General features: G+C 42.6%; 23 protein-coding genes, 4 tRNA genes and 1 other annotated feature. Of the genes, 23 read left to right on the plus strand and 4 right to left on the minus strand.

The window, feature by feature from the left end:
- Positions 1-220: 220 nt before the first annotated feature.
- Together BUA83_RS11765 and dat are read right to left on the minus strand one after the other, a co-directional pair.
- Complete coding sequence (locus BUA83_RS11765) at positions 221-1,675, minus strand: pyruvate carboxylase subunit B (RefSeq protein WP_407695190.1); 1,455 nt, start codon at positions 1,673-1,675, stop codon at positions 221-223.
- A gap of 140 nt (positions 1,676-1,815) precedes the next feature.
- Positions 1,816-2,688 (minus strand): D-amino-acid transaminase, encoded by an 873-nt coding sequence (gene dat, locus BUA83_RS11770; RefSeq protein WP_072936485.1) that lies wholly within the window; start codon positions 2,686-2,688, stop codon positions 1,816-1,818.
- Between the two features lie 203 nt (positions 2,689-2,891).
- Between dat and BUA83_RS11775 the strand changes: the two genes are divergently transcribed.
- The 18 genes from BUA83_RS11775 to BUA83_RS11860 all read left to right on the plus strand — a co-directional run bounded on the left by BUA83_RS11775 (position 2,892) and on the right by BUA83_RS11860 (position 15,144).
- Positions 2,892-3,161, plus strand: a complete 270-nt coding sequence (locus tag BUA83_RS11775; protein WP_072936486.1) for an ACT domain-containing protein — start codon at positions 2,892-2,894, stop codon at positions 3,159-3,161.
- A 29-nt stretch (positions 3,162-3,190) separates the two neighbouring features.
- A complete protein-coding gene (locus BUA83_RS11780) occupies positions 3,191-4,552 on the plus strand; it encodes a PFL family protein (RefSeq protein WP_072936487.1) in 1,362 nt (453 codons plus the stop codon).
- A gap of 49 nt (positions 4,553-4,601) precedes the next feature.
- Positions 4,602-5,252 carry an endonuclease III gene (nth, locus tag BUA83_RS11785; protein WP_072936488.1) on the plus strand — a complete coding sequence of 217 codons (651 nt, stop codon included), beginning with the start codon at positions 4,602-4,604 and terminating at the stop codon, positions 5,250-5,252.
- Complete coding sequence (locus BUA83_RS11790) at positions 5,249-5,701, plus strand: N-acetyltransferase (RefSeq protein WP_072936489.1); 453 nt, start codon at positions 5,249-5,251, stop codon at positions 5,699-5,701. Before nth ends, BUA83_RS11790 begins: the two co-directional genes overlap by 4 nt.
- Before the next feature lie 96 nt (positions 5,702-5,797).
- Positions 5,798-6,065 (plus strand) — a binding site (T-box leader).
- Positions 6,066-6,107: 42 nt separating this feature from the next.
- Positions 6,108-7,118 carry a 3-deoxy-7-phosphoheptulonate synthase gene (gene aroF / locus BUA83_RS11795; RefSeq protein WP_072936490.1) on the plus strand — a complete coding sequence of 337 codons (1,011 nt, stop codon included), beginning with the start codon at positions 6,108-6,110 and terminating at the stop codon, positions 7,116-7,118.
- A gap of 3 nt (positions 7,119-7,121) precedes the next feature.
- Complete coding sequence (locus tag BUA83_RS11800) at positions 7,122-8,009, plus strand: prephenate dehydrogenase (protein ID WP_072936491.1); 888 nt, start codon at positions 7,122-7,124, stop codon at positions 8,007-8,009.
- 20 nt (positions 8,010-8,029) lie between these two features.
- Complete coding sequence (locus BUA83_RS11805) at positions 8,030-8,476, plus strand: UPF0158 family protein (protein WP_072936492.1); 447 nt, start codon at positions 8,030-8,032, stop codon at positions 8,474-8,476.
- Positions 8,477-8,566: 90 nt separating this feature from the next.
- Positions 8,567-8,644, plus strand: a tRNA-Asp gene (locus tag BUA83_RS11810).
- Between the two features lie 3 nt (positions 8,645-8,647).
- Positions 8,648-8,722, plus strand: a tRNA-Gly gene (locus BUA83_RS11815).
- Between the two features lie 2 nt (positions 8,723-8,724).
- Positions 8,725-8,798: transfer RNA gene (locus tag BUA83_RS11820), tRNA-Cys, on the plus strand.
- Between the two features lie 39 nt (positions 8,799-8,837).
- Positions 8,838-8,911: transfer RNA gene (locus BUA83_RS11825), tRNA-Cys, on the plus strand.
- Between the two features lie 66 nt (positions 8,912-8,977).
- Positions 8,978-9,751, plus strand: coding sequence for a glutamate racemase (gene murI / locus BUA83_RS11830; RefSeq protein WP_072936493.1), 774 nt, complete (start codon positions 8,978-8,980; stop codon positions 9,749-9,751).
- Between the two features lie 139 nt (positions 9,752-9,890).
- Complete coding sequence (locus BUA83_RS11835; protein ID WP_072936494.1) at positions 9,891-11,147, plus strand: NAD(P)-dependent malic enzyme; 1,257 nt, start codon at positions 9,891-9,893, stop codon at positions 11,145-11,147.
- 338 nt (positions 11,148-11,485) lie between these two features.
- On the plus strand, positions 11,486-11,893 hold the full coding sequence (locus BUA83_RS11840; protein WP_072936495.1) for a DUF3783 domain-containing protein: 408 nt from the start codon (positions 11,486-11,488) through the stop codon (positions 11,891-11,893).
- Positions 11,886-12,677 carry a hypothetical protein gene (locus BUA83_RS11845; RefSeq protein WP_072936496.1) on the plus strand — a complete coding sequence of 264 codons (792 nt, stop codon included), beginning with the start codon at positions 11,886-11,888 and terminating at the stop codon, positions 12,675-12,677. Before BUA83_RS11840 ends, BUA83_RS11845 begins: the two co-directional genes overlap by 8 nt.
- A 21-nt stretch (positions 12,678-12,698) precedes the next feature.
- Complete coding sequence (locus BUA83_RS11850; protein WP_072936497.1) at positions 12,699-13,649, plus strand: ABC transporter substrate-binding protein; 951 nt, start codon at positions 12,699-12,701, stop codon at positions 13,647-13,649.
- Positions 13,650-14,405 (plus strand): ABC transporter ATP-binding protein, encoded by a 756-nt coding sequence (locus BUA83_RS11855; RefSeq protein ID WP_072936498.1) that lies wholly within the window; start codon positions 13,650-13,652, stop codon positions 14,403-14,405. It begins immediately after the preceding gene.
- On the plus strand, positions 14,398-15,144 hold the full coding sequence (locus BUA83_RS11860; RefSeq protein WP_072936499.1) for an ABC transporter permease: 747 nt from the start codon (positions 14,398-14,400) through the stop codon (positions 15,142-15,144). The genes BUA83_RS11855 and BUA83_RS11860 overlap by 8 nt, the downstream gene beginning before the upstream one ends.
- Positions 15,145-15,196: 52 nt before the next feature.
- Here BUA83_RS11860 and BUA83_RS11865 read toward each other — a convergent pair whose 3' ends face one another.
- Positions 15,197-16,516 (minus strand): hemolysin family protein, encoded by a 1,320-nt coding sequence (locus tag BUA83_RS11865; RefSeq protein WP_072936500.1) that lies wholly within the window; start codon positions 16,514-16,516, stop codon positions 15,197-15,199.
- Between the two features lie 483 nt (positions 16,517-16,999).
- Between BUA83_RS11865 and ylqF the strand changes: the two genes are divergently transcribed.
- Genes ylqF through BUA83_RS11890 form a run of 5 tightly spaced genes read left to right on the plus strand, consistent with a single transcriptional unit; the run spans position 17,000 to position 21,380 of the window.
- Positions 17,000-17,905 carry a ribosome biogenesis GTPase YlqF gene (gene ylqF, locus BUA83_RS11870; protein ID WP_072936513.1) on the plus strand — a complete coding sequence of 302 codons (906 nt, stop codon included), beginning with the start codon at positions 17,000-17,002 and terminating at the stop codon, positions 17,903-17,905.
- Complete coding sequence (locus tag BUA83_RS11875) at positions 17,895-18,665, plus strand: ribonuclease HII (protein ID WP_072936501.1); 771 nt, start codon at positions 17,895-17,897, stop codon at positions 18,663-18,665. The genes ylqF and BUA83_RS11875 overlap by 11 nt, the downstream gene beginning before the upstream one ends.
- 14 nt (positions 18,666-18,679) lie before the next feature.
- The gene (locus BUA83_RS11880) at positions 18,680-20,701 is read left to right on the plus strand and encodes a hypothetical protein (RefSeq protein WP_144340543.1); all 2,022 of its coding nucleotides are present in this window, start codon (positions 18,680-18,682) and stop codon (positions 20,699-20,701) included.
- The gene (locus tag BUA83_RS11885; protein ID WP_072936503.1) at positions 20,698-21,021 is read left to right on the plus strand and encodes an EscU/YscU/HrcU family type III secretion system export apparatus switch protein; all 324 of its coding nucleotides are present in this window, start codon (positions 20,698-20,700) and stop codon (positions 21,019-21,021) included. The genes BUA83_RS11880 and BUA83_RS11885 overlap by 4 nt, the downstream gene beginning before the upstream one ends.
- Complete coding sequence (locus BUA83_RS11890) at positions 21,018-21,380, plus strand: YraN family protein (RefSeq protein ID WP_072936504.1); 363 nt, start codon at positions 21,018-21,020, stop codon at positions 21,378-21,380. The genes BUA83_RS11885 and BUA83_RS11890 overlap by 4 nt, the downstream gene beginning before the upstream one ends.
- A 161-nt stretch (positions 21,381-21,541) precedes the next feature.
- Here BUA83_RS11890 and BUA83_RS11895 read toward each other — a convergent pair whose 3' ends face one another.
- On the minus strand, positions 21,542-22,744 hold the full coding sequence (locus BUA83_RS11895) for an IS256 family transposase (protein WP_072936505.1): 1,203 nt from the start codon (positions 22,742-22,744) through the stop codon (positions 21,542-21,544).
- Between the last annotated feature and the right edge of the window lie 389 nt (positions 22,745-23,133).

The following is a 23,133-nucleotide window of genomic DNA, read 5'->3' on the forward strand; positions in this document are numbered from 1 at the left end:
TTGCAAATGATCAATTAAGTTTATTTGAATCAGTGGACCCGTTTACGGGGAAGCGAGAGAAAAAAGGCTAAGAAAAAAGCCCCCGAGTAGGGGGCTGCCAGTGATAATAGTGTGATTGCCAGATTGTTTCGATGCGCCCTTTAGGGTGCTACCACAGGTAATTGGCCCTTATAGGGCCTGAGCAAACCACCCGTTTCACGGGTGGTTTTGATTTGTTTTATCAATTGTCAAGAGTGTCATGAAGATGCTTTTTAAGTTCATTTGCATCATCAATCTGAAGCAGCTCTCCAAGCAATTTCTTTGCCTTATTCGTGGAAATTGAACGAAGATTCTTTTTGAAGAATTCTTCAGCAACCTGTGGGAAGAGAGCATAGGAAAGTACATCCTCCTCAGGTGCGTTTTCATATCCTTTTTCAGCGAGCTCATCACGGAACTGAGCCATTGTTTTCTCTTTTGCATCCTCAACAGCACAGTCTGTGATGATTTCCGAATCCTGAATACCGATGGAATGCAAGAAGTCGCGTGAGATTGGTTTCGGCGTATGACCGAATTTGCCACGGGCCAGATCCTTAAATTCTTTTGGAACCATCTTGTAACGTCCGAACATGACATTGAACGTAGCCATACTGCCCACAATCTGGCTGGATGGAGTAACAAGCGGCGGATAACCGAGGTCAGCGCGGACACGCGGCATTTCATCAAGCAAATCCTGATATTTGTCTTCCATACCCTGTTCCTTGAGCTGGTTCGTAAGGTTGGAGAGCATACCGCCCGGAATCTGGAAGTCCAGAACATTAGGATTGACATCAAAATAACCTTTAAGATTGAATTCTTTGATGAGATCCTGCTTCACCTGTGTGAAGTGCTTGGAAACAGGAATCAGCTTCTGACGGTCAAGCTTTGTATCACGGGGGGATTCCTTAAGTGTTTCAATCATTGTCTCAGTGCAGGGCTGAGATGTATCACACGCAAAAGGTGCAAGTGCTGTGTCAATGATATCAACACCTGCTTCAATTGCTTTAAGATATGTCATGGAACCAAATCCGCTTGTGTAGTGGGTATGAAGCTCAATAGGAACCTTTATGGCAGCCTTTAATTTCTTTACCAAATCCTCGGCAACGTAAGGCTTCAAAAGGCCGGACATATCCTTGATGCAGACAGAATGGCAGCCCATTTTTTCAAGCTCTTTTGCGAGCTCAACGAAGGTTTCGTTCGTGTGGTACGGACTGACAGTATATACGAGACAGCCCTGAACATGGGGCTTCTCCTTGCACTTGAGTGCTTCATCAATGGATGTGCGGAGGTTCTGTATATCATTCAGTGCATCAAAAATACGGAAAACACGCACGCCATGCTCCGATGCTTTACGGACAAAAGCACGGACAACATCATCCGAGTAATGATTATAGCCGAGAAGATTCTGGCCGCGGAGAAGCATCTGGATAGGGGTTTTTTTCAAATGTTTTTTAAGAGTATCCAGTCTTTCCCACGGATCCTCATCCAAAAAACGAAGACATGTATCAAACGTAGCTCCGCCCCATGCTTCAAGAGCATTAAAGCCGATTTCATCCAATGCTTCCAACTGAGGCAGCATCTGACTGATGCGCATACGGGTAGCGCACAAAGACTGGTGTGCGTCACGAAGGATTGTTTCCGTAATTTTAACAGGCTGCATTTCTGCCATAATCAAAAACACTCTCCCTTGATTGTATTATTGTACCTTACGGACATTACATAATTACAGTATATGAAGCTGGATTTTCATTGTCAATGTATACATGAAAAACTTTTACAAAAAATAAGTATTTTCTTTGCTTATTCGTTTTCGTCCATGTCGATTCCTTTTTTTACAAGTTCACGATATGCTTTTTGGAGTGATTTCGTGATTTCGCCGGGTTTCCCGTCTGCAATAGTGTTGCGGTCGATTGCCTTTACCGGAACGATTTCATTTTCCGTGTTTGTGAGGAAAGCTTCTTCAGCAGAATAAGCAAATTCAGGTTTAAAAGCTTTTTCAACAACTGTTAAATCAAGCTGCTTTGAAAGTCTTTCCATGATGAGTTCCCGGGTAACGCCCGGAAGTATAAGATTATTTTTCGGATGTGTCCAGAGAATTCCTTCCTTTACAACGAAGAAATTGGCATCCACGCCCTCTGTAATGATATTGGCATCTTTACGGTAAAGGAGTGCCGTTGCGCCGTTAGCCTTTACAGCCTGATCCATTGCGACAACATTACCAAGCAGGTTCAGAGAGTTGATATCGCAGCGAAGCCAGCGGATATCCTCAACCAATGCGGCGCGTATACCGTTTTCCTGCCATTCGGTGTTTATAGGTGTATCACGGATAATGACATTCAGATGGGGCAGTGACGGATATGGAGACTGCAGAGAACGGGGGGCAGTTCCTCTTGATAACTGGAAGTAGATGAGTCCGTCCTTTATTTCTGTCTTTTGAATCATTTCATTAAATAAATTGTAAAGCTCTTCATCCGTATCAGTGATAGGAATATTTAATGCCCGCATGGAATTTCTGTATCTCTCGAGATGCTTTTTAACCCCGAAGCATACGCCGTCATAAACACGCAGGGTTTCATAAACGCCGTCACCAAGCTGATACCCTCTATCCTCAAGCTGTACGGCATATTCCTTCAAATCAATAAAAGTGCCATCGATGTAAGCCGATTCTTTCATCAAAAGACCTCCTAAGTAGTAATCTTCTATATTATAGATGAAAAAATTTTTTAATAATAGTCTTTATTTTATTGTTTGGTATTATTTTTTCCCATGAATACACGACGTTTTTTACATGCGCAAACCTTGAACTATAGCCTTATAATGTGGTATGATTTGTAAAATTGTACAGTATATGCAGTCTGAATGGAGGAAAATTTTCAATGAAAATTGTTGTTACTATTGTCGGTAAAGATCAGGTGGGTATCATTGCGTCAGTCAGCTCAATTCTGGCTGATAATAATGTCAATATATTAAACGTCAATCAGAATATCATGGACGGTTTTTTCAATATGGTTCTTATTGCCGAGATGACAGATGACAAGCTGAAATTGGCTGATTTGCAGAAGCTCCTGAAAGAAAAGGGAGAAGCAATGAGGTTGGAAATTAAAGTACAGCATCAGGATATTTTCAACAGCATGCATACTATTTAAATTACAATTTCTTTTTGGGAGGAATAACCTTGATAACGATTGACGATATACTTGAAACCAATCGAATGATAACTGAGAATAAACTGGATGTACGTACTATTACGATGGGTATTTCCCTTCGTGACTGTGCTCACCCGAATATTACTCAGTTCTGCCAGAATGTTTACGATAAAATAACCAAGTCAGCAGAGTTCCTCGTAAAAACGGGGGAAGAAATCGAGTCTGAATACGGCATACCAATCATACACAAGCGTGTGTCAGTTACTCCGATTGCGATTGCAGCGGAAGCATGTAAAACAGATACCTATGTTCCTGTGGCAGAGGCTTTGGACAGAGCTGCAAAGGAAGTAGGCATCAATTTTATCGGCGGTTTCTCTGCTTTGGTGGAAAAGGGCTTCACCAACGGTGACCGAATTTTATTGAACTCAATTCCTCAGGCATTGGCAAGCACATCGCTTGTATGCTCCTCAGTCAATTTAGGCTCTACTAAAGCAGGCATAAATATGGACTGTGTCCGTGAGATGGGTGAAATCATCAAGAGAACCGCGGAGCTTACCCGTGATGAACAGGCAATCGGCTGCGCGAAGCTTGTTGTATTTGCAAACGCACCCGGAGATAATCCGTTCATGGCCGGCGCATTCCATGGCGTAAGTGAAGCTGAGCGCGTAGTCAGTGTAGGCGTAAGTGGACCGGGCGTGGTGAAGCATGCGCTAGAAGGGCTTAAAGGTGCTGATTTCACAGAGGTTGCCGAAACAATCAAGAAAACTGCATTTAAGATTACCCGCGTAGGTCAGCTTGTAGCCCGTGAGGCATCAAAACGTCTTGGCGTTCCGTTTGGAATTATTGATTTGTCGCTGGCACCGACTCCGGCAGTTGGAGACAGTGTAGCAAATGTCCTGGAGGAAATGGGCCTTGAAAGCTGCGGCGCACCGGGAACGACAGCTGCTTTGGCACTGCTTAATGATGCAGTCAAGAAGGGCGGTCTTATGGCATCCTCTCATGTTGGCGGCCTGAGCGGCGCATTTATCCCTGTAAGTGAGGATCAGGGCATGATAGACGCAATCAACGCCGGCAGCCTCTCTATCGAGAAGCTTGAGGCAATGACCTGCGTGTGCTCTGTCGGACTTGATATGATTGCCATTGAGGGAGACACATCAGCAGCTACTATTTCGGGGATTATTGCCGATGAGGCTGCTATCGGTATGATTAACAATAAGACCACGGCTGTCCGTATTATCCCGGTTCCGGGCAAGAAGGTCGGAGATGTCGTAGAATACGGCGGCCTTTTGGGATACTGCCCGATTGTTCCTGTGAGGAATAAGTTCAGCTCTGAGGCATTCATTGCACGGGGCGGGCGTATTCCGGCTCCTGTCAGAAGCTTAACGAATTAAGAAAAGAGAGCCCTGCAAAGGGCTCTTTTCTTCCTGGGAGGTATGTCAGATGCGGATGACCAAAAAAATCAAAGCGGAAATAATTGAAAGACTTTCTGAGCATTATGCGGGTGCAAAGCCTGCACTGGTATACAGAAATTCCTTTGAGCTATTGGTTGCTGTGATTCTTTCCGCACAGTGTACTGACAAAAGGGTAAATATAACGACAGCGCGGCTTTTCGCCAAAGCTGATTCGCCGCAAAAGATTCTTGACTTGGGACTGAAGGCGCTTGAGGAAGAAATCAAAGACTGCGGGTTATATCACAACAAGGCAAAAAATATCTACGCTGCCTGCGGTATTTTGATGGAGAAATATGACGGAGCTGTGCCTGAGACCTTTGAAGAGCTGCTCAGCCTTCCCGGTGTCGGGAGAAAAACAGCAAATGTTGTTTCAAGTGTTGCGTTTAACAAGCCTGCTATTGCTGTTGACACCCACGTTTTTCGTGTTTCAAACAGACTGCGTATTGCCGTAGGAGAAACTCCGTTAGAGGTTGAAAAGGGACTTCAGAAGCTGATTCCGAAAGAAAGCTGGTCGGACGCGCATCACTGGCTTATATGGCATGGACGAAACCTGTGCCAGTCGCGCCGCCCGAAATGTTCAAAGTGCTTTTTAAATGATTTATGTCCCAGTAAATCAGAAAATGTCGAGGAGAAGAAATGATATACAGAAAACCTACATTCGATGATGTAGAAGAAATATACAATTTAATAAATCAGTATGCAAATGAGGGTGTAATGCTGGCAAGATCCAGAAACACTCTTTATGAAACTCTCAGAGAAATGATTGTAGCCGATGATAACGGCACGATAGCAGGTGTCGGCGGGCTGCATATTGTGTGGGACCGTATGGCGGAGGTACGTTCAATGGCGGTTCTTCCGGAGAAAGCGCGTCAGAAAATCGGAACGGAAATAGTAAAGCGCCTGATTGAGGAAGCAAAAGAGCTTAATGCAGAGAAGGTTTTCACTCTTACATACAAGCCAGGTTTTTTTCAGACGCTTGGCTTTCAGGTGATAGTTAAGGAAGACCTGCCTCCCAAGGTCTGGAAGGATTGTATTGACTGTCCCAAATTCCCGAACTGTGACGAAATTGCATTAATTCGTAAGATTTAATAGGTGTCTATGTATTTGTTGTGTATACAATTTGCAATTTTGTGATATCTTTGTTGACAATATTCTGAAATAATGCTATATTATCACCATATTATTGTAAATGCGATGCGCAAGAGAAGTAATTAATGTCATTTTTTCAGAGAGCTGCGGGCTGGTGAAACGCAGTAAAGTGCCTTAATGAAATACACTTGCAAGCAGCGGGCTGAATTAGTGTACCGGCACAGTGTTACTGTGTCAGTAAACTGGCAGTAGGCTTTGCCGGATTGTCACCGTTATCATAGACTAGGATATACACTTGTATCCGAAAAAGCGGCTTGCTATGAGCAAGCAGGGTGGTACCACGAGCTTAGAGCCCGTCCCTGTATGGGGGCGGGCTTTTTTGCATTCAAAATTGGAGGGAAAAGTCATGATTATTGTAATGAGTCCATCAGCTACGAAAGAAAATTTGAAAAAAGTAGAGGAAAAGATTGAGCGTTCAGGTTTGTCAGCGCATCTTTCCGTTGGTGAAAACCGGACGATCGTTGGTGTCATCGGAGATAAAAAGCGTATCGGTGAATTGGAGATGAATTCACTTGAGGGCGTTGAAAAGACTGTCCGTATTACTGAAAAATACAAGCTTGTAAGTCGCGAGTTTAAGGCAGATAATACAGTTATTGATGTCCGCGGAGTTAAAATCGGCGGGGAAGAATTGGCAGTTATGGCAGGTCCCTGTTCCGTTGAAAGTCTTGAACAGCTTCGTGAGACAGCAGCTGCAGTAAAGAAAGCCGGAGCTCAGTTCCTTCGCGGCGGCGCATTCAAGCCCCGTACTTCTCCCTATGATTTTCAGGGACTTGGCGAAGAAGGACTCAAGCTGTTAAAGCAGGTTGGTGACGAATACGATTTGCGGATAATCACTGAAATAGTTGACTTGAATGATGTTGAGCTGGTATCGGAATACGCTGATATTCTTCAGATAGGTGCCAGAAACATGCAGAACTTCCGCCTTTTGCAGGCCGTAGGGCATGGCAGCAAGCCTGTAATGCTGAAACGCGGTATCTCCGCAACAATCTCTGAATGGCTGAATGCGGCAGAATACATAATGAGCGCCGGCAATGACAACGTAATGCTCTGTGAAAGAGGTATCCGCACATACGAAACATACACGCGCAATACTCTTGATTTGTCCGCGGTAGTAGCTTTGAAGGAGCTTACGCACCTGCCTGTAATCGTTGACCCGAGTCACGGAACAGGCCGCTGGCAGATGGTCCAGCCTATGGCACGTGCGGGTATCGCTGCCGGAGCAGACGGTCTGATTATCGAGGTTCATCCGCATCCGGAGCAGGCACTGAGCGACGGAGATCAGTCCTTGAAGCCTGAGAAATTTGCGGAATTGATGCAGGATGTTAAGAAAATCGCAGAGATTATGGGGAGAAAATAAACAATGGCAAAATTGAATCTTGCTATTATCGGAGTTGGATTGATTGGCGGTTCTTTTGGACTGGCATTAAAGGATAAGCTGGGTGAGGATGTCCATATTCGCGGCCTTTGCCGTCATAAAGAGTCAATGGATGCTGCTGTAAAGCTGGGGGCGGTTGATGAAGCCTCAGATGATGTGGCATGGGTAGTAAAGGATGCTGACCTTGTTTATCTGAGTACTCCTGTGCTCCAGATGGTTCCTATGGTAAAGCAGATACTTCCACATCTGAAAAAAGGCGCGGTAATTACGGATGCCGGAAGTACGAAAAAATTTCTGATGGATTCGATAACACCGCTGCTTCCTGATGATATATACTATATTTCGGCACATCCAATGACAGGAAAAGAAAAGAGTGGCGTATCAGCAGCCGGCAAGGATTTATTTTTAAACAAGTGCTATGTTATTATAAAAGAAACCGCTGCTCCGCCTGATGTGGTAAAATGGTTCGAGGATATTATGACCTTAACCGGAGCAAATCTGACGACTCTGCCGGTAGCACAGCACGACAGATGCGCATCTATTATCAGTCACGTGCCTCATGTTGCAGCAGCTGCTTTAGTTACGCTCCTTGAACGAAGTGACGAGGATATGAAATCCTGCATCAAGCTCGCAGGAGGTGGCTTCAAGGATACCACACGTATTGCGTCATCAAATGCTGATATGTGGGCAGATATATGCATGACGAATGCGGATGCAATTACAGCACATCTGCGCGAGGTTCAGTCGATTTTGGATGATGTGATAAAATATATGGAAGCAAAAGACAGGCAGAAAATACATGATTATTTTCTTAAAGCCAAAAAGAGACGCGATTCAATTCTTGATACAGCAGAAGAATTGTTCGAGATTTAAATTTAAAAGGGAGTCATATTTTGAAAATTAAACTTCATGAACTGGCCGATGCCTTTGCGGTATCGGAAACGCACACCGGATATGTAGATTTGGAGGAAGGCAGGATTCTGCTGTCCGGTTCTACTGTCTCAGCAAATGCAGATGTTGAAGATTTTGAGCAGGAAGAAGAGGCTCAAATGGATCAGTCTATTATGTGGGAAGAGAATTGGCAGCGCTATGTTGTAGTCCCCAACTTGGGTGATTACGATTTTCGAGAGCTTTTCAGAGATTTTATATCTTCTCAGCATGTTGATGATGACCGTAGGGGAAGGCTTCAGGAAGTTTATAATCAGAATATGCGAGAGCCGTACTGCAAGAAGCTCCTGCGTGAAATGAAGCTGACTGAGGAATGGGAAGCGTTTCTCCATGAGTATTTTATGAAGGTTGCACAAGAATGGTGCGAGGAAAATATGATTGATTATGAATGACGTGCTATGCTGATTTTTGAGGCGTATTTCGTTGACAATGCGTACATCAGTATGTATAATATTACTTGTCGCTAATCAGTAGCGATAAACGGCCCGGTAGTTCAGTCGGTTTAGAATGCCGCCCTGTCACGGCGGAGATCATGGGTTCAAGTCCCATCCGGGTCGCCATTTGCGGAAGTAGCTCAGTGGTAGAGCACCACCTTGCCAAGGTGGGGGTCGCGGGTCCGAGCCCCGTTTTCCGCTCCAGCGGCGACATAGCCAAGTGGTAAGGCCGAGGTCTGCAAAACCTTTATCCCCAGTTCGACTCTGGGTGTCGCCTCCAATTTAATATCTGTGGGAACTTTACAGTTCCCTTTTTTATGGCGACATAGCCAAGTGGTAAGGCCGAGGTCTGCAAAACCTTTATCCCCAGTTCGACTCTGGGTGTCGCCTCCAATGATTACTGACCCGGAGATATTTCCGGGTTTTTGTTTTGAATGAAATTATGAAAGGGATGCCGAAATGGAAAAGAATCAGCCAATTGGCGTATTTGATTCGGGATTAGGCGGTGTAAGCGTACTTCGGGAGCTTGTTGCTCTTATGCCTAATGAAAATTATATTTACTTCGGAGATTCTGTGAATGCCCCGTATGGAACAAAGTCAGACTCTGAAATCATGGAGCTTTCTGATGATGTAATGGAAAATCTTGTAAATCAGGGCTGCAAAGCTATAGTCATTGGCTGCAATACTATCACAGGTGTTGCAGCAAAGAGACTTAGAGCGGAATATCCAAAGCTGATTATTGTCGCGACTGAACCTGCAGTAAAACCTGCAGTAGCAGCAGCACCAAAAGGTAAAATTCTGGTTATGGCTACAACAGCAACACTTCGCTCAAAACGCTTCATGTCATTGGTTGACCGTTTCGGAGGGGATGCCGAGATTATAAGCTGTCCGTGTCCGGGACTGATGGAATTTGTGGAGCGCGGAGAAATATATTCCGAAAACCTTAGACAATATCTGACGGAAAAAATTACAAGTGTCGGGGGAATGGATGCAGACTGTGCTGTTTTGGGCTGCACACATTATCCTTTTGTAAAGGGTATGATTCAAGAAGTGCTTGGGGATAAAGTGAAAATATTCGACGGTGCTCCGGGAATTGCCCGCCAACTTAAAAGGAAACTTAAAGCTTATGATTTGATTAACGATTCCGGTAAAAAAGGTAAAATCCATTGGGAAAACAGCTTGAATAACCCAGAACTGTTAAGGCTTTCAGAAAAGCTTCTGAATTTGCAATAAACGTAAAAAGTACATTATGAATTTCAGTAAAGACTGTTGACATCAACAGTCTTTATTTATATACTTGTACATATATAAAAGTGATGTAATATTGTTAAAGTGTAATTTCTGTTAATCATATCTGGAAGGAGAAATTATGATGAATTTAAACGAAGAGTCTTTGAAGGTTCATAGGGAGCATAATGGAAAACTGGCTACAATCCCAAAAGCAAAACTGGAGGATGCGCATGATTTGAGCGTTCTTTACACGCCGGGAGTAGCAGAGCCGTGCAGAAAGATTAAAGATGATAAAGATCTTTCCTTTGAATATACGTGCCGCGGCAATATGGTTGCTGTTGTATCTGACGGTACACGTGTTTTAGGTCTCGGCAATATCGGTCCTGAGGCAGGTATTCCTGTAATGGAAGGCAAATCCGTTCTTTATAAGGTATTTGCTGACGTTGATGCTATTCCTGTATGTCTTGATACCTCGGACAAGGACAAATTTATTGAAACGGTCCGCTATCTGCAGCCGAACTTTGCTGGAATCAACCTTGAAGATATCGAGTCTCCGAAGTGCTATGACATTGAGGATGCTCTTATTGAAAAGATGGATATTCCTGTTTTCCATGATGACCAGCACGGTACCGCGATTGCATGTGCTGCAGCACTTCTGGGTGCACTGCGCCTTGTCAAGAAAGATATTGCAGAGGTAAAAATTGTAGCTAACGGCGCCGGTGCTGCAGGTACAGCTATTGTGCGCCTGCTTTTGAATCTTGGTGCAAAGCATATCACAATGATTAATTCAAAAGGTGCAATGTACGAAGGCATGGACATGAGCAGAATCAACCGTGTTCAGGCTGAGCTGCTTAAGGAAACAAATCTCGAAAAGAAACAGGGCTCTCTGGCTGATATTGCAAAAGGTGCAGATGTAATTCTCGGCGTATCCAAGCCCGGTGTTTTTACAGCAGATATCATAAAAAATATGAATAAGGATGCAATCGTTCTGGCTATGGCAAACCCTGATCCTGAGACGAGCTACGCTGACGCAAAGGCAGCAGGTGCACGTGTAGTCGGAACAGGCCGCTCGGATGCTCCGAATCAGGTAAACAATGTTCTCGTTTTCCCGGGACTTTTCCGTGGAGCAATTGATGTCCGCGCAAGAAAAATAAATGATGAAATGAAAAAGGCGGCGGTCTATGCTATTGCTAATCTTATTCCGGATGAAGAACTCCGTGAGGATTATGTAATTCCGGGTGCATTTGACCCTAATGTAGCACCTGCTGTTGCAGCTGCTGTAGCAAAGGCAGCTATGGATACCGGCGTTGCAAGAATCAAGGTTGACCCGGAAGATGTCCGCAAAGAAACACTTGAAAGAACAAAGAAATTAAGGGAAATTCTTAAGACAATCCGCTGATTATTGTTTTCAAAGCCTTTCTGTAGTACCTTTTTAGGCTACAGAAGGGCTTTTCTTGTGTTAAAACTCGGCAAAAAGATGTCTCCCACTTCTGTAAGTAGTGGTGGGAACAAGTAACAGGCGGAGAGCGTATTTCCTGCCTCGCGCGACGCGGATCTAGTCCCACTTGGGAAAACGCTGGCATAGGAAGTTTTGCCTTTGGCAAAACAATAACGAATGCGTTATAACTCGGCAGACGATGTCCTGCCGAGTTGAAATGCCGCAGAGGAAAGTTTGCCTATGGCAAACTTTGATTTAAGGCATTATAATATCTACTTAGGGACGGTGAAAAGGTTATTATGGCACAGTTTAAGGAAAAAGTTTTATTATACAATTTCACGAATGACGAAACTGTAAATAAGATTAAATCAATATGCCGCAAAATGAACATCGAAAATCAGATTGTCCCTTTTGAAAATTGGAATCAAAAGATAGGGTTTCTTTTGGGTAGAAGAGGATTTCTGCCTGCAAAGGACAGTGAAGGAGAGAACTTCAATTTTTCAGATGAAGTACTGATTTTTGTACATCTGAAGGACAAAAGACTGGATAAATTTTTATCGAACCTGAAACTCGAAAACGTTCCTGTAATTAAATACAAAGCTGTTGTTACCCCCTTCAATATAATGTGGTCGCTGCGACGGCTGTGTGAAACAATGCATAAGGAACACGGTGCTGTTCAGGAAGGAAAGAAGACGACGGATGGATAATAATAAGGATTCGACATTTGATAAAGATAATTTCTCTGCCATGGCAGACGATAAGACACAGTTTATGCCTGCTGTCCGGGAACCTCAAAGCTCATTTCGTGAACTTCCGCAGCAGAAACAGCCATTGAACGGTAATAAAAAACCTTCGAACGATAACAAAACACCCCGATGGAAGAAATGGGTTATGGTTATCGTATTATTTTTGTTTTCTGTAATAAGCAGTTTTTTCTTGTTTGGATATTTTAATGACCGCCAACAGATAAGCGAAAATGAACAGCTGCGGCAGATACAGTCAATGCGCGAGCAGGAAGCTGACATTAAGAAGAAAAAAGAGGAACTGAACAGAGAAAAAGAAAATCTTGAAATCGAAAAAAAGGCATTGGAGCAGCGTAAAAAACAGCTGGAAGCCGAAGCCGCAGATGCCCAAAAAAGAAATGATGAAATAAAAAAGAAAAAGGATAATGCCTCAGCGATAGATAAGGTATGGGATAAGGTAAGCGGAAAGGAAAAGAAACGTCAGGAAGAGCAAAAAGAAAACACATCGAATTATGATAAAGCAAAAAATGAATTAAAAGATGTAGAGAATGCTCTGCGCCAGTCGGCAGAAATCATTCATGAGGTAAACGAAAAGGTCGAAAGGCTGCAGGAAATGCAGGAACGCGTGGAAAAAATACAGAATGAAGCAACAGAGCTGTATGAGAACAACGCCGGTATAATTTCCAAAGCACTGTATTATTTCAAGGAAATGACAAAAATTTTTGAGAGCTTTTCATCAACAAATTAAATTCATACAGGGGGATTCAAAGTGAAAAAAATAGCTGTATTATTGTTGTTTGTTACATTATTGATTGCCGGATGCGGAGCTTCAAACTCCGAAAAGAAAGCCGAAACACCATCGCAGAGCAAGAAGCCTATTGTTATCGGTTTGATGCCGGATACGGATTCAATCCCGTTCATTATCGCTGAGAAAAACGGATACTTTAAGGAAGAAGGCGTTGAAGTTACGCTGATGCCTTTTAAAAGTGCTATGGACAGAGATGCTGCTATGCAGAGCGGAAACTTAGACGGTGCAGTGTCTGATCTTCTGGCAGTAGCATTTGCAAAATCCGGAGGATTTGATGTGTGCGTTACTTCCATGACAGACGGAAACTACCGTCTTGTTGCAGGTAAATCAGTTGACCTGGCGAATGGAGTCGGCACGCTCAAAGGCAAGGATGTCGCTGTATCGAAAAATACGATTATTGAGTATGTAACCGACCAGATTTTGGCAAAAAACAATATGTCTGATACAGATATAGAAAAGGTTGTTATTCCGCAGATCCCTCTTCGTCTTGAAATGCTGCAGAACGGAAAGCTCGCAGCGGCAACACTTCCTGAGCCTATGGCCAGCATTGCGATATTTCACGGCTGCAAATTTGTAACGGATTCCGCGGAATTGGGAATCAATCCGGGTGTTATGATGTTTACGAAGGCTGCTGTAAAGGATAAAAACAGCGAAATTGCGGCGGTTTACCGTGCATATAACAAGGCAGTAGATTATTTGGCATCCACAGACCGTGAAAAATACATTGACTTCATTATTGAGAAAAACGGCTTCCCTTCAGAAGCGAAGAGTGCTTTGAAGCTACCGTCTTACCACAAGGCAGCGCTGCCTGAGGAAAAAGATATTACTGAATGTATGGAGTGGCTTAACAGCAAGAAACTTGTTTCAGACAAATATTCCTATCAGGATTTAGTCGTTAAGGGACTTTTTTAAATGATTACTATTTCTAATCTGTCCGCCTCGTATCACTCAGATACAGAGCTGGTTCCTGCTATCACGGATATCTCATGCAGTATAGATACCGGAACTACGTGCGCCGTAATCGGACCGTCAGGCTCGGGGAAATCGACATTTCTTCGATGTATCGCCGGACTTCAGAAAAACGGATACAGCGGGAAAATTACTTTCAACGGTGAAGCAGTCAATCCAAGTGAAATAAATATCGGTTTTATGCCGCAGCGGTTTGGATTGCTTCCATGGAAAACAGTGAAAGAAAACATTGAGCTGGGATGCAAAATCAAAAACGTTCCGCTTGCCTCACGCCGAAAAACTGAAGAAATTTTAGTCAATGAACTTGGGCTGCAGGACAAGCTTGAAAGATATCCGATACAGTTATCGGGGGGAGAGCAGCAGCGTGTGGGACTTGCGCGTGTCTTTTTGCTTCGGCCTGACGTTTTATTGATGGACGAGCCATTTTCAGCACTTGATGTCATAACAAGAGAATCGATACAGAAGGTATTTTTCTCTCTTTGGAAGGATGCTTCCGTGACAACCGTTTTTGTCACGCACTTCATTGAAGAGGCCGTATTCCTGGGGCAGCAGATTATAGTTTTTTCCAAGCACCCCGGAAAAATTCTTTCCACCATCCAAAATCCATTTTTTGGACGCAAGGATAAAGTACAATCTGAAGAATATTTGAAGTTTGTATATAATCTGCGCCTGCTGTTAGAGAAGGAATTAAATGAATAATAAGGTTAATACATCATTTTTATCATGCCTTGCAGGGGCTGCTATAATTTTGATTTGCTGGGAGATTTTTGCTCTGATTGTTAATCTTCCTATCATTCCGCACCCTGTTAAGGTCTTTCAAAAATTGTATATGATCTTTGGAACTACGATTTCAGCACATCTGCTTCACAGCCTTTACAGAATACTAATCGGTCTTAGCTGCGCAGTTCTGATCGGAGTTCCGCTTGGAATATGCATTGGTTATTTTCCTAAAATAGAGCGCCTTTTTTCGCCGCTGGTATACCTGCTGTATCCGGTTCCAAAGGTTGCGCTGCTTCCTATTGTCATGCTGCTGTTTGGAACAGGTGATACATCAAAGGTTCTGATTATCTTTGCGATTATTATTTTCCAGATTGTATTGTCCATACGCGACAGCATTCATGATATTTCCGAAGAGCTGTATTATCCGCTGAAATCTTTGGGAGCTTCATTCAATGACATATTTTTCGATATTCTGTGGCCGGCTTCATTGCCCAGATTGCTTACGGCACTTCGTATCAGTACTGCAACCAGTATATCTGTTTTATTTTTTACGGAAACCTTCGGTACTAAATACGGACTTGGTTATTTCATTATGGACGCGTGGCTCAGGGTTAACTACCTTGAAATGTATGCCGGAATAATAGTTCTTAGTTTGCTGGGGCTTACTGTATTTTGCATATTTGATTTGCTTGAAAAAACTTTCTGCTCATGGAAATGAGTGCAAAAAATCTCCATCCAACAGATATATTTTCTGCTGAATGGAGATTTTTTTATTCCTCTTCGTCCTCTTCAATTTCCTGTTTTGGTGTGTATTCCATGATGAACTGGTCTATACGTGCCCGATCAAGCTTCGTTATCCTGAACGTAAAATCATTCCACTGGAACTTTTCACCGACCTTCGGAATATATCCAAAGTTGGAGGTCAGGAAACCGCCCATAGTCTGATAATGGTCTTTTTCCTCATTTGGAAGTACTTCAATATCGAACTTATCCTTAAAATCATCAATATCGCAAAGACCGCTGATACGCCATTTGTTTTCCTCAAGCAGAGATATGCCCGGGAGCTTATTTTCATCCTGGTCAAGTGTGTTACCGATAATCTCTTCAAGAATATCGTTGAGGGTAATAAAGCCTATAACACCGCCGTATTCATCCAGTACGACGGCTTCATGCACTCCGCTTTCCTGAAATTTTGCCATGACGCGGAAGGTTTCCATGGAGCGGGGGATAAGCAGCGGCTTCTGCAGATAATCTTCAAGCTTCAGCTGCTTTTTATCTATCGCTGCATTAAGCAAATCCTTCGCGTAAACGATGCCGCAAAAATCATCCAGATTATTTTTGCCTACAGGGAAAACAATGTCGGGATTCTTTTGAATCAGCTTCAGATTATACTCAAGCGTGTCTTCCAAATCCAGCCACAGCATCTGAGTTCGTGGTGTCATCAAAGAGTACGCCGTCTGGTCGCTCATACGGAAAATATGGTCAACCATGTGCTGCTCTGTCTTTTCAAAGGTACCATCCTCTGTACCTTGCTCAATCAAATCCTTTACTTCATCCTCGGTGACAGTATCATCAATCTGAGGATTTATTCCAACGAGCAGCAGCAGTTTGTCCGCCGTTCCTGAAAGAAATCTCACAAATGGAGCAGAAAATCGCTCAAGAGACTCAAGTAAAGTAATGTGGTCCATCAGTACAGACTCGGGGTTCTGCAGAGCAAGCTTTTTCGGCAGAAATTCACCAATTATGATGCTGAAAAAAGTCGTAACCGCGATACACAATCCAATAGAAAGACAGAAGGAGTACTGCATATCGAGCAAGGTTGAAATAATCGGCGCAATCCTGACGCCCAATATAACACCTGTGACAATACCTGTCAGCGTGATACCGATTTGTACTACAGTCAGCAGAGTACTTGGATTATCCAGGATATCCAGCGCCTTGCGGGCAGCAGTATGGCCTTCATCAAGAAGCCTGTCCAGCTGGCTCTTGTGGCTCTCGTTTATCGCTGTCTCGATAAGCACAAAAATTCCGTTAATGATAATACAGAGCAGGACAAAGAAAATTCCAAATCCTAGTTCATAGGGATTCAATATTCCAACACAACCTTTAATAAAATTTTTCCTATTATTATAACGCAGTTTCTTATATTTTCCCACATAAATGTAGTGGAAATCTTCAAATTTGATGTATTATGGCTTAGTTGTTGACATACAATGAAGTAAGCAAAACGCTAAATTTATCTAAATTGCTACCGGATAAAAAAGCGGAATTAACTCGTCAAAATATTATTCCGCGTTGAAACGCTGACAGAGGTAGTTTTGCTTTTGGCAAAACTTGAACAAAGGCGTTATAACTCGGCAGACGATGTCTTGCCTCGTTGAAATGCGACTGAGGAAAGTTTGCCCATGGCAAACTTCTATTTAAGGCATTATAACTCGGCAAAAAACTTTTGCCTCGTTGAAACGCTGACAGAGGTAGTTTTGCTTTTGGCAAAACTTAAACAAAGGCGTTATAATAGAATCAATGTTATATCTGTTCATAATGACTATAAAGCTAAGGAGTGTATTATAAGTATGCAGGATGCAGATAATATTATAAAACAGATTCCTGTTATTCAGTGGTTTCCGGGCCATATGCAGAAGACACGGAAGCTGATACAGGAAAATTTGAAGCTTGTTGATGTAGTTGTTGAGCTGGTTGATGCCCGGGTACCTGTTTCAAGCAGAAATCCGTGGTTTCAGGAGATTTTGAAATCAAAACCGCATATTATTGCACTGAATAAAGCTGATTTGGCAGATAGCAGACAGTTAAAGGCTTGGATAAAATGGTTCAAGGATAACGGTACACCTGCCGTTTCATTGAATTCCGTGACAGGACAGGGGATTCGTGAGCTTGTGCAGCTGACGGCCAATGCTTCAAAGAAAAAGGATGCCATGTACGAGAAAAAGGGCGCTTTTGTACGTGCTACCCGAGCTATGATTCTCGGAATTCCGAATGTAGGAAAGTCTTCTTTGATTAATCGTCTCGCAGGCAAGGCACGGGCGAAGGTAGAGAATCGTCCGGGTGTTACCCGTGACAAGCAGTGGATTCGTCTTCGTAAGGATTTGGATTTGCTGGATACTCCGGGCGTATTGTGGCCTAAGTTTGAGGATCCTTCTGTGGGTTTGAAGCTTGCATGGATTGGTTCTATAAATGATGATGTGTACGATACTGAATCTGCAGTACTAATTTTGCTTGAATGGCTTCGAAACAATTATAAAATCGCCCTAAGTAAACGATATAATATTGAGGCCGATGAATTAGACTGCTCCCCTATGGAGATTTTCGAGAAAATAGGGAAGAAGAGGGGCTGTCTGTTAAAGGGCGGCGTAATTGATACGGAAAAGACCATGAATCATATTTTGTCTGATTTCAGACAAGGGAATCTTGGCGGAATAACTTTAGATGAAATTCCAGAGGGCGAAACAGATGGACTTTAAAAATTTAAAGATTAAAGAGTTACAGGCGTTGTTTGCTTCTGATGATGTTTCCGAGGAGCTCGTAGATTTTTGCAAGAATGATTCAAGGCAGGGTGTTCAGAGGCTTTGGAAGCAATATAGCAAAAAACAGGAAGAGTATCAGCGCGTACAGGCTTTATATAAATATGAATACGAGGCTCAAAACGAAGGCTTTCAGTTGATTGCCGGCGTTGATGAGGCGGGAAGAGGTCCTTTGGCAGGACCGGTTGTTACAGCTGCCGTAATTTTACCTATCGGAACGTTTATCAATAAGCTGAACGACTCCAAAAAGGTTACTCCTCAAAACAGGGAAATTCTTTTTGACGAGATTTTCGAAAAAGCGATTGCTGTGCATTGCTCTATCGTAGACGCGGAGGTCATTGACCGCGTAAATATATATCAGGCAACGATGAATGGCATGTATGAGTCAATTTTAGCGTTGGATCCGCCGCCGCAGAAGGTACTTATTGATGCGGTCAAGCTTGATCAGTTAAAAATACCGTCCTTATCGATTATTAAAGGTGATGCAAAATCGGCGTCTATTGCGGCTGCATCTATTATTGCCAAGGTTACACGTGACAGACTTATGCTGCAGTATGACAAACAGTATCCTGAATATGGATTTGCCAAGCATAAGGGCTATGGCACTGCCGAGCACATAGCGGCAATAAGAAAGTATGGCCCGTGCCCGATTCACAGGAAATCGTTCGAACCGATAACTTCCATTATCAGTAGTAACTAATAGAGGTGTTTGAAATGAGTATGGAAACCGGCTCAACATCATTAGCTCCACAAATATCGAATGTAAAGAGCAAGGGAACAAGTCAGGAGGTTTCATCTTCCGCCAAAAGAAGTGTAGGAAGCACTTCGGCTTTTTCCCCACAGACAAATGTTGATATAAAAAACTCAGTTGCGGACATGGCCGGAATACTGTCAAGAATCTCACAGGAACGACAGACAAATGAAACCAGTTTGTCTCCACAAATCCAGAAAATTTTAAATCAAATATTGGAGCAGTCCTTTTCATTGGAGTCTACGTTATCTAATGGATTGGGCAGCACACTTGAAAGCCAGCGTTTCTCAGTAGACCAAATGCTGACATTGGGCCGAATGTTATCCCAGATGGCTGCTTTAAGTGAGCAGGGTGGGTTGAAGGACATTGATGAAAGTATTCAGGCCTTGCTGAAAAATATGAAGGAGCTTTTTTCGGAGCAGAACAAAAATATTTCTGAACCGGCTTTGTTACACAAATTTTCATTTGAATTAATAAATGGTCAGGAATTAGATGATGTATCCCCTGAGCTGCTCAAATTTATAAAATCCAACGACAATGCGAATCAGCCAGGAAATGCTAATTCTCAGGCAAATTCTAACAATTTAGCCACTCAGCAAAGGCTTGATACACTAATAAAATCTATTATTACAACATCAAAACCAGAAAACACTGCTGCTCAAAAAGAATCAGGAAACGCCTTTTCCTTACAGGATAAACTGCAGGGAAGGGATTTTCAGACGGTAAGAGACCAATCCGTTTTCAGTAATAATGCCAACACTGCTGATGGGGCAAAAAATATCCTTATGAGGGACAACAGCTCCTCGCGTATTTTCAGACCGAGCGAGGGAAATATCCCCAATACAGAAGTACAAAGCGAATCTACGTCAAATGAGGCAGTAAAAAATCAAAGCGGCAAAACGACAATGCCTGCGGACGAGTTTCTCAAGCCCGGGACATCCAACGCAGAGACTGCTGTCAGGGGAAAAATTCAGGGAACACCAGAAGAACAGACTGCTCAGAAAATGAACAGTACTTTTTCCGGAGCTTTGAATGAAAATGCCGGTGAGAGTATTTCGGAAACGAACGAAGTAATTCAGAAGCAGTATATGGAAGCCTTTAAGGGCAGCGGAAAGACTGAACAAAATCAGAAGGCTTTTGATATGCCGCAAAATAATAATGAAGTGCAGCGAAATAACGAAATACTACTGCGCAATGCTGAGGAACCTGTACAGCAAAAGACTGCTCAGCCGGAGAAGCTCTTGATAGAAAATACAAAAGAAACTATGCAGAATCTGAAATCTTTGGCGTCACTGCTCCTCAAGGATGCACAGCTCACGGAGAAGGATTCTGCGCTTTTGATGAATTTTATCAATCAGCGTAGGGATTTTATGTCAGAAAATGATGCTAAACAGCTGCAGTTGCTGCTAAGGCTTTGTCAGGCAAATGTACCTGCAGCGGTAAAACAGGCCGCTGAGCAGCAGAATCTTCCTGAGCTTACCAGGTTGTGGGCTTTTATGGAACTGTGTGATTTAGCGAATCTGAAGGAAAAAAATCCTCAAAATTTACGTCAGGCAAGTAAAAAGGTATATGATTTTGCCGGGATGATTAAATCATCCATGACTGCCTCGGAAAGTCTTCAATCCAGGCAGGGAATCCGCTCTATGGATTTTATGATTCCGTTATATCTTGGCGAAAACGAAAAGACTCCTTATCCGACATATCTTCATGTATATGATGAGAAAGAGGATGACCCCAAAAATCCGGGAGAGCAAAAGAGAGAGACCTGGGTAAGACTATGCCTTTTGACTGAAAATATTGGTGCTGTTGACGTCACTTTTCGTTTGTATGAAAAAACAAATCTTGATGTGCGGGTATTATTTTCGGATCCGAACACAGTCGAGGATTTTAAACAATACATACCTGAGTTTAAAAAGTCATTTGATGAGTCACCGCTTCAGTTGGCTGATCTTAGCATTGCAATGGCAGGAGCTAAAGTATCATGAGTAAAAATAACAGTATTCCCGTAACGGAAGCAGAGGATAATCCCAATATCCCCAAAAAAGCAGTTGCACTTCAGTATGACCCTTTGGTTGATAAAGCACCAAAGGTTACCGCAAAGGGTAAAGGCTATGTAGCTGAGAAAATTTTGGCTGCAGCACAAAGCAATGCGATTCCTGTATACCAGAATAAAACACTTGTTAATCTATTGATGGCCTTGGAGCTTGATAAAGAAATTCCTGCAGAATTATATACAACTGTGGCTGAGGTGCTGGCGTATATATACCGCATGGATAAAAACGCATCTAGGAGCAAGCTGAAGTGAATACAAAACCGCTTGGAAATTTTGGCGAAAATGTGGCCGCAGATTATCTCAGGCAAAAAAGATATACAATTATGGAACGTCAATACAGATGCAAAATCGGTGAAATTGATATTATTGCCAGAGACAATACCGGAACGGTTGTTTTTGTCGAAGTAAAGACACGCAGGAATGATAATTACGGACAGCCTGCTTTAGCCGTCACAAAGCACAAGCAAGGTAAAATCATACGTACTGCAATGTGGTACGCTCATTTAAAACGTTTCACACAAATAAATTTCCGATTTGATGTCATTGAAGTATATATGTACCCAAATGGGGAGTATAGAGTTCAGCATTATATAAATGCATTCGAAGTATGATTGTATTATTTGTTCATTTTTATCTTTAAAACAGAACATATATATGGTATACTATTTAAAGAGAGTAGTAAAACTTCCGATAAGTATAAATTATCGGAAGTTTTTAATTGGTAGTGTCAATATTCTTTCGCAAATTCTATTTTCAGCCATCTGTTGCCTAGTTACCTTGTGGCATCAAAATTATCGATTTGGTGTTGAAATTCCAGTTCAAATAAGTGATTCATGTTTAAATATCGTTTAGAACCCCAGTCTGATGCTGCTACATGGCGCAACCGAGCACAGACCAACATCAGCGCACTCTGCCCATCGGGGAAAGCTCCAATTGCTCTTGTACGGCGTTTAATTTCTCTGTTGACGCGTTCTATCGTGTTATTTGTTCGAATACGATTCCAGTGTTCAGTTGGATAATCCATGTATGTCAGCGTCTCTTCGATACTGTCTTCCACTTTCTTTGCGGCCGCCGGAAGTTTCATATCACGAAGTTGCTGTACTACTGAATTCGCCTTCTCGCGAGCCGATTTCTTGCTTTCTTGGGCGTGAATTGCCTTCAACATCATTGAAACAGTGCGCATTTTTGTTCTTGGGATAACAGTGAAAACGTTTCTGTAGAAATGCACTGTACATCTCTGGTATCTCGCTTCAGGGAAAACCTCAGGGATGCTTTCCAGCATGCCGAGACATTTATCGCCGATAATTAGACGGACTCCTTTCAATCCGCGACTTTTCAAACCGGAGAAGAAGTTTTTCCAGCTTTCGTGGTCTTCTTTCATGCCTTCGGCAGCACCAATGATTTCACGATATCCTTCACTATTTACACCGATAGCTATAAGGACTGATACATTCTGTATTTCCCCGCCCCAACTGCGTTTTAGGTAAACACCATCTACATAGACGTAAGGATATTCCACGGTAAGCTGTCTGGAGCGCCATTCATCAATATGCGTATATGCTTTCTTATTGAGGTTGCTTATAGTACCCGGTAAAACTTTACTGCCCCAAAGTGCTTCTGTTATGTCTTCAACACGACGCACCGAAACACCAGCTAAATACATTTCAATCAGTGCCTCTTCAACAGAACACTCCCGACGTTTGTAACGCTCAATAATTGCTGTCTCAAACTGAATTCCCTTAAGCTTTGGAACCTTAAGCTTGACGTCTCCGGATGTAGTAGAAAAATTTCTTTCATAATGACCGGACCGATATCCTTTCCTGTTACCGGAACGCTCGTATTTATCTGCTTTTACAAGTTCATCAGCTTCATAGTCAAGCAGAGCATTGAGCGTTTCTTCTACGCTGTTTAGAACCAAATCTCTAAGATTATTCTTTATGAGATCTTCATTGAGCTGTATAATGTTACCAGACATAGCTATTGCCTCCGCGTATGTTTTGTGTGGTAACTTAATTTTACCGATGGCAATAGACTATGTCTATTTCTTTATGAAATGGAATTTGCGAAAAATATTATACGTCATCGAAAAATCTAACCCTAAATATTTTTCTACGAACGCATGTAAATTTTCTTCATATTCCAACATGACATTTAAAAGATATTTCAAACTCATAAAAAAAGCCTCCCTTATCGCATAGGACAAAGGGAGGCTCATCGACTGGCCAGCCAATAATTATTAAAACATTACTGTGTCTTATAAGTATTAGTTGTACAGCAGGTTCCGCATACTACTACTGCATTGATAACCTTTACAGCAGACTTCTTGTATGTCTTCTTCATGTTGCGTTCCTCCTTATCCCTTAG

Origin of the sequence: Schwartzia succinivorans DSM 10502 (assembly GCF_900129225.1) — a bacterium.
Lineage (GTDB): Bacteria > Bacillota > Negativicutes > Selenomonadales > Selenomonadaceae > Schwartzia > Schwartzia succinivorans.

What these genes read in the sequence shown, in the direction of transcription:
- BUA83_RS11765 (WP_407695190.1), bottom strand. Translation starts at nt 1,675, where the DNA reads ATGCAGCCTGTTAAAATTACGGAAACAATCCTTCGTGACGCACACCAG.
- dat (WP_072936485.1), bottom strand. Translation starts at nt 2,688, where the DNA reads ATGAAAGAATCGGCTTACATCGATGGCACTTTTATTGATTTGAAGGAA.
- BUA83_RS11775 (WP_072936486.1), top strand. Translation starts at nt 2,892, where the DNA reads ATGAAAATTGTTGTTACTATTGTCGGTAAAGATCAGGTGGGTATCATT.
- nth (WP_072936488.1), top strand. Translation starts at nt 4,602, where the DNA reads ATGCGGATGACCAAAAAAATCAAAGCGGAAATAATTGAAAGACTTTCT.
- BUA83_RS11790 (WP_072936489.1), top strand. Translation starts at nt 5,249, where the DNA reads ATGATATACAGAAAACCTACATTCGATGATGTAGAAGAAATATACAAT.
- aroF (WP_072936490.1), top strand. Translation starts at nt 6,108, where the DNA reads ATGATTATTGTAATGAGTCCATCAGCTACGAAAGAAAATTTGAAAAAA.
- BUA83_RS11800 (WP_072936491.1), top strand. Translation starts at nt 7,122, where the DNA reads ATGGCAAAATTGAATCTTGCTATTATCGGAGTTGGATTGATTGGCGGT.
- murI (WP_072936493.1), top strand. Translation starts at nt 8,978, where the DNA reads ATGGAAAAGAATCAGCCAATTGGCGTATTTGATTCGGGATTAGGCGGT.
- BUA83_RS11835 (WP_072936494.1), top strand. Translation starts at nt 9,891, where the DNA reads ATGAATTTAAACGAAGAGTCTTTGAAGGTTCATAGGGAGCATAATGGA.
- BUA83_RS11840 (WP_072936495.1), top strand. Translation starts at nt 11,486, where the DNA reads ATGGCACAGTTTAAGGAAAAAGTTTTATTATACAATTTCACGAATGAC.
- BUA83_RS11845 (WP_072936496.1), top strand. Translation starts at nt 11,886, where the DNA reads ATGGATAATAATAAGGATTCGACATTTGATAAAGATAATTTCTCTGCC.
- BUA83_RS11855 (WP_072936498.1), top strand. Translation starts at nt 13,650, where the DNA reads ATGATTACTATTTCTAATCTGTCCGCCTCGTATCACTCAGATACAGAG.
- BUA83_RS11860 (WP_072936499.1), top strand. Translation starts at nt 14,398, where the DNA reads ATGAATAATAAGGTTAATACATCATTTTTATCATGCCTTGCAGGGGCT.
- ylqF (WP_072936513.1), top strand. Translation starts at nt 17,000, where the DNA reads ATGCAGGATGCAGATAATATTATAAAACAGATTCCTGTTATTCAGTGG.
- BUA83_RS11875 (WP_072936501.1), top strand. Translation starts at nt 17,895, where the DNA reads ATGGACTTTAAAAATTTAAAGATTAAAGAGTTACAGGCGTTGTTTGCT.
- BUA83_RS11880 (WP_144340543.1), top strand. Translation starts at nt 18,680, where the DNA reads ATGAGTATGGAAACCGGCTCAACATCATTAGCTCCACAAATATCGAAT.
- BUA83_RS11885 (WP_072936503.1), top strand. Translation starts at nt 20,698, where the DNA reads ATGAGTAAAAATAACAGTATTCCCGTAACGGAAGCAGAGGATAATCCC.
- BUA83_RS11895 (WP_072936505.1), bottom strand. Translation starts at nt 22,744, where the DNA reads ATGTCTGGTAACATTATACAGCTCAATGAAGATCTCATAAAGAATAAT.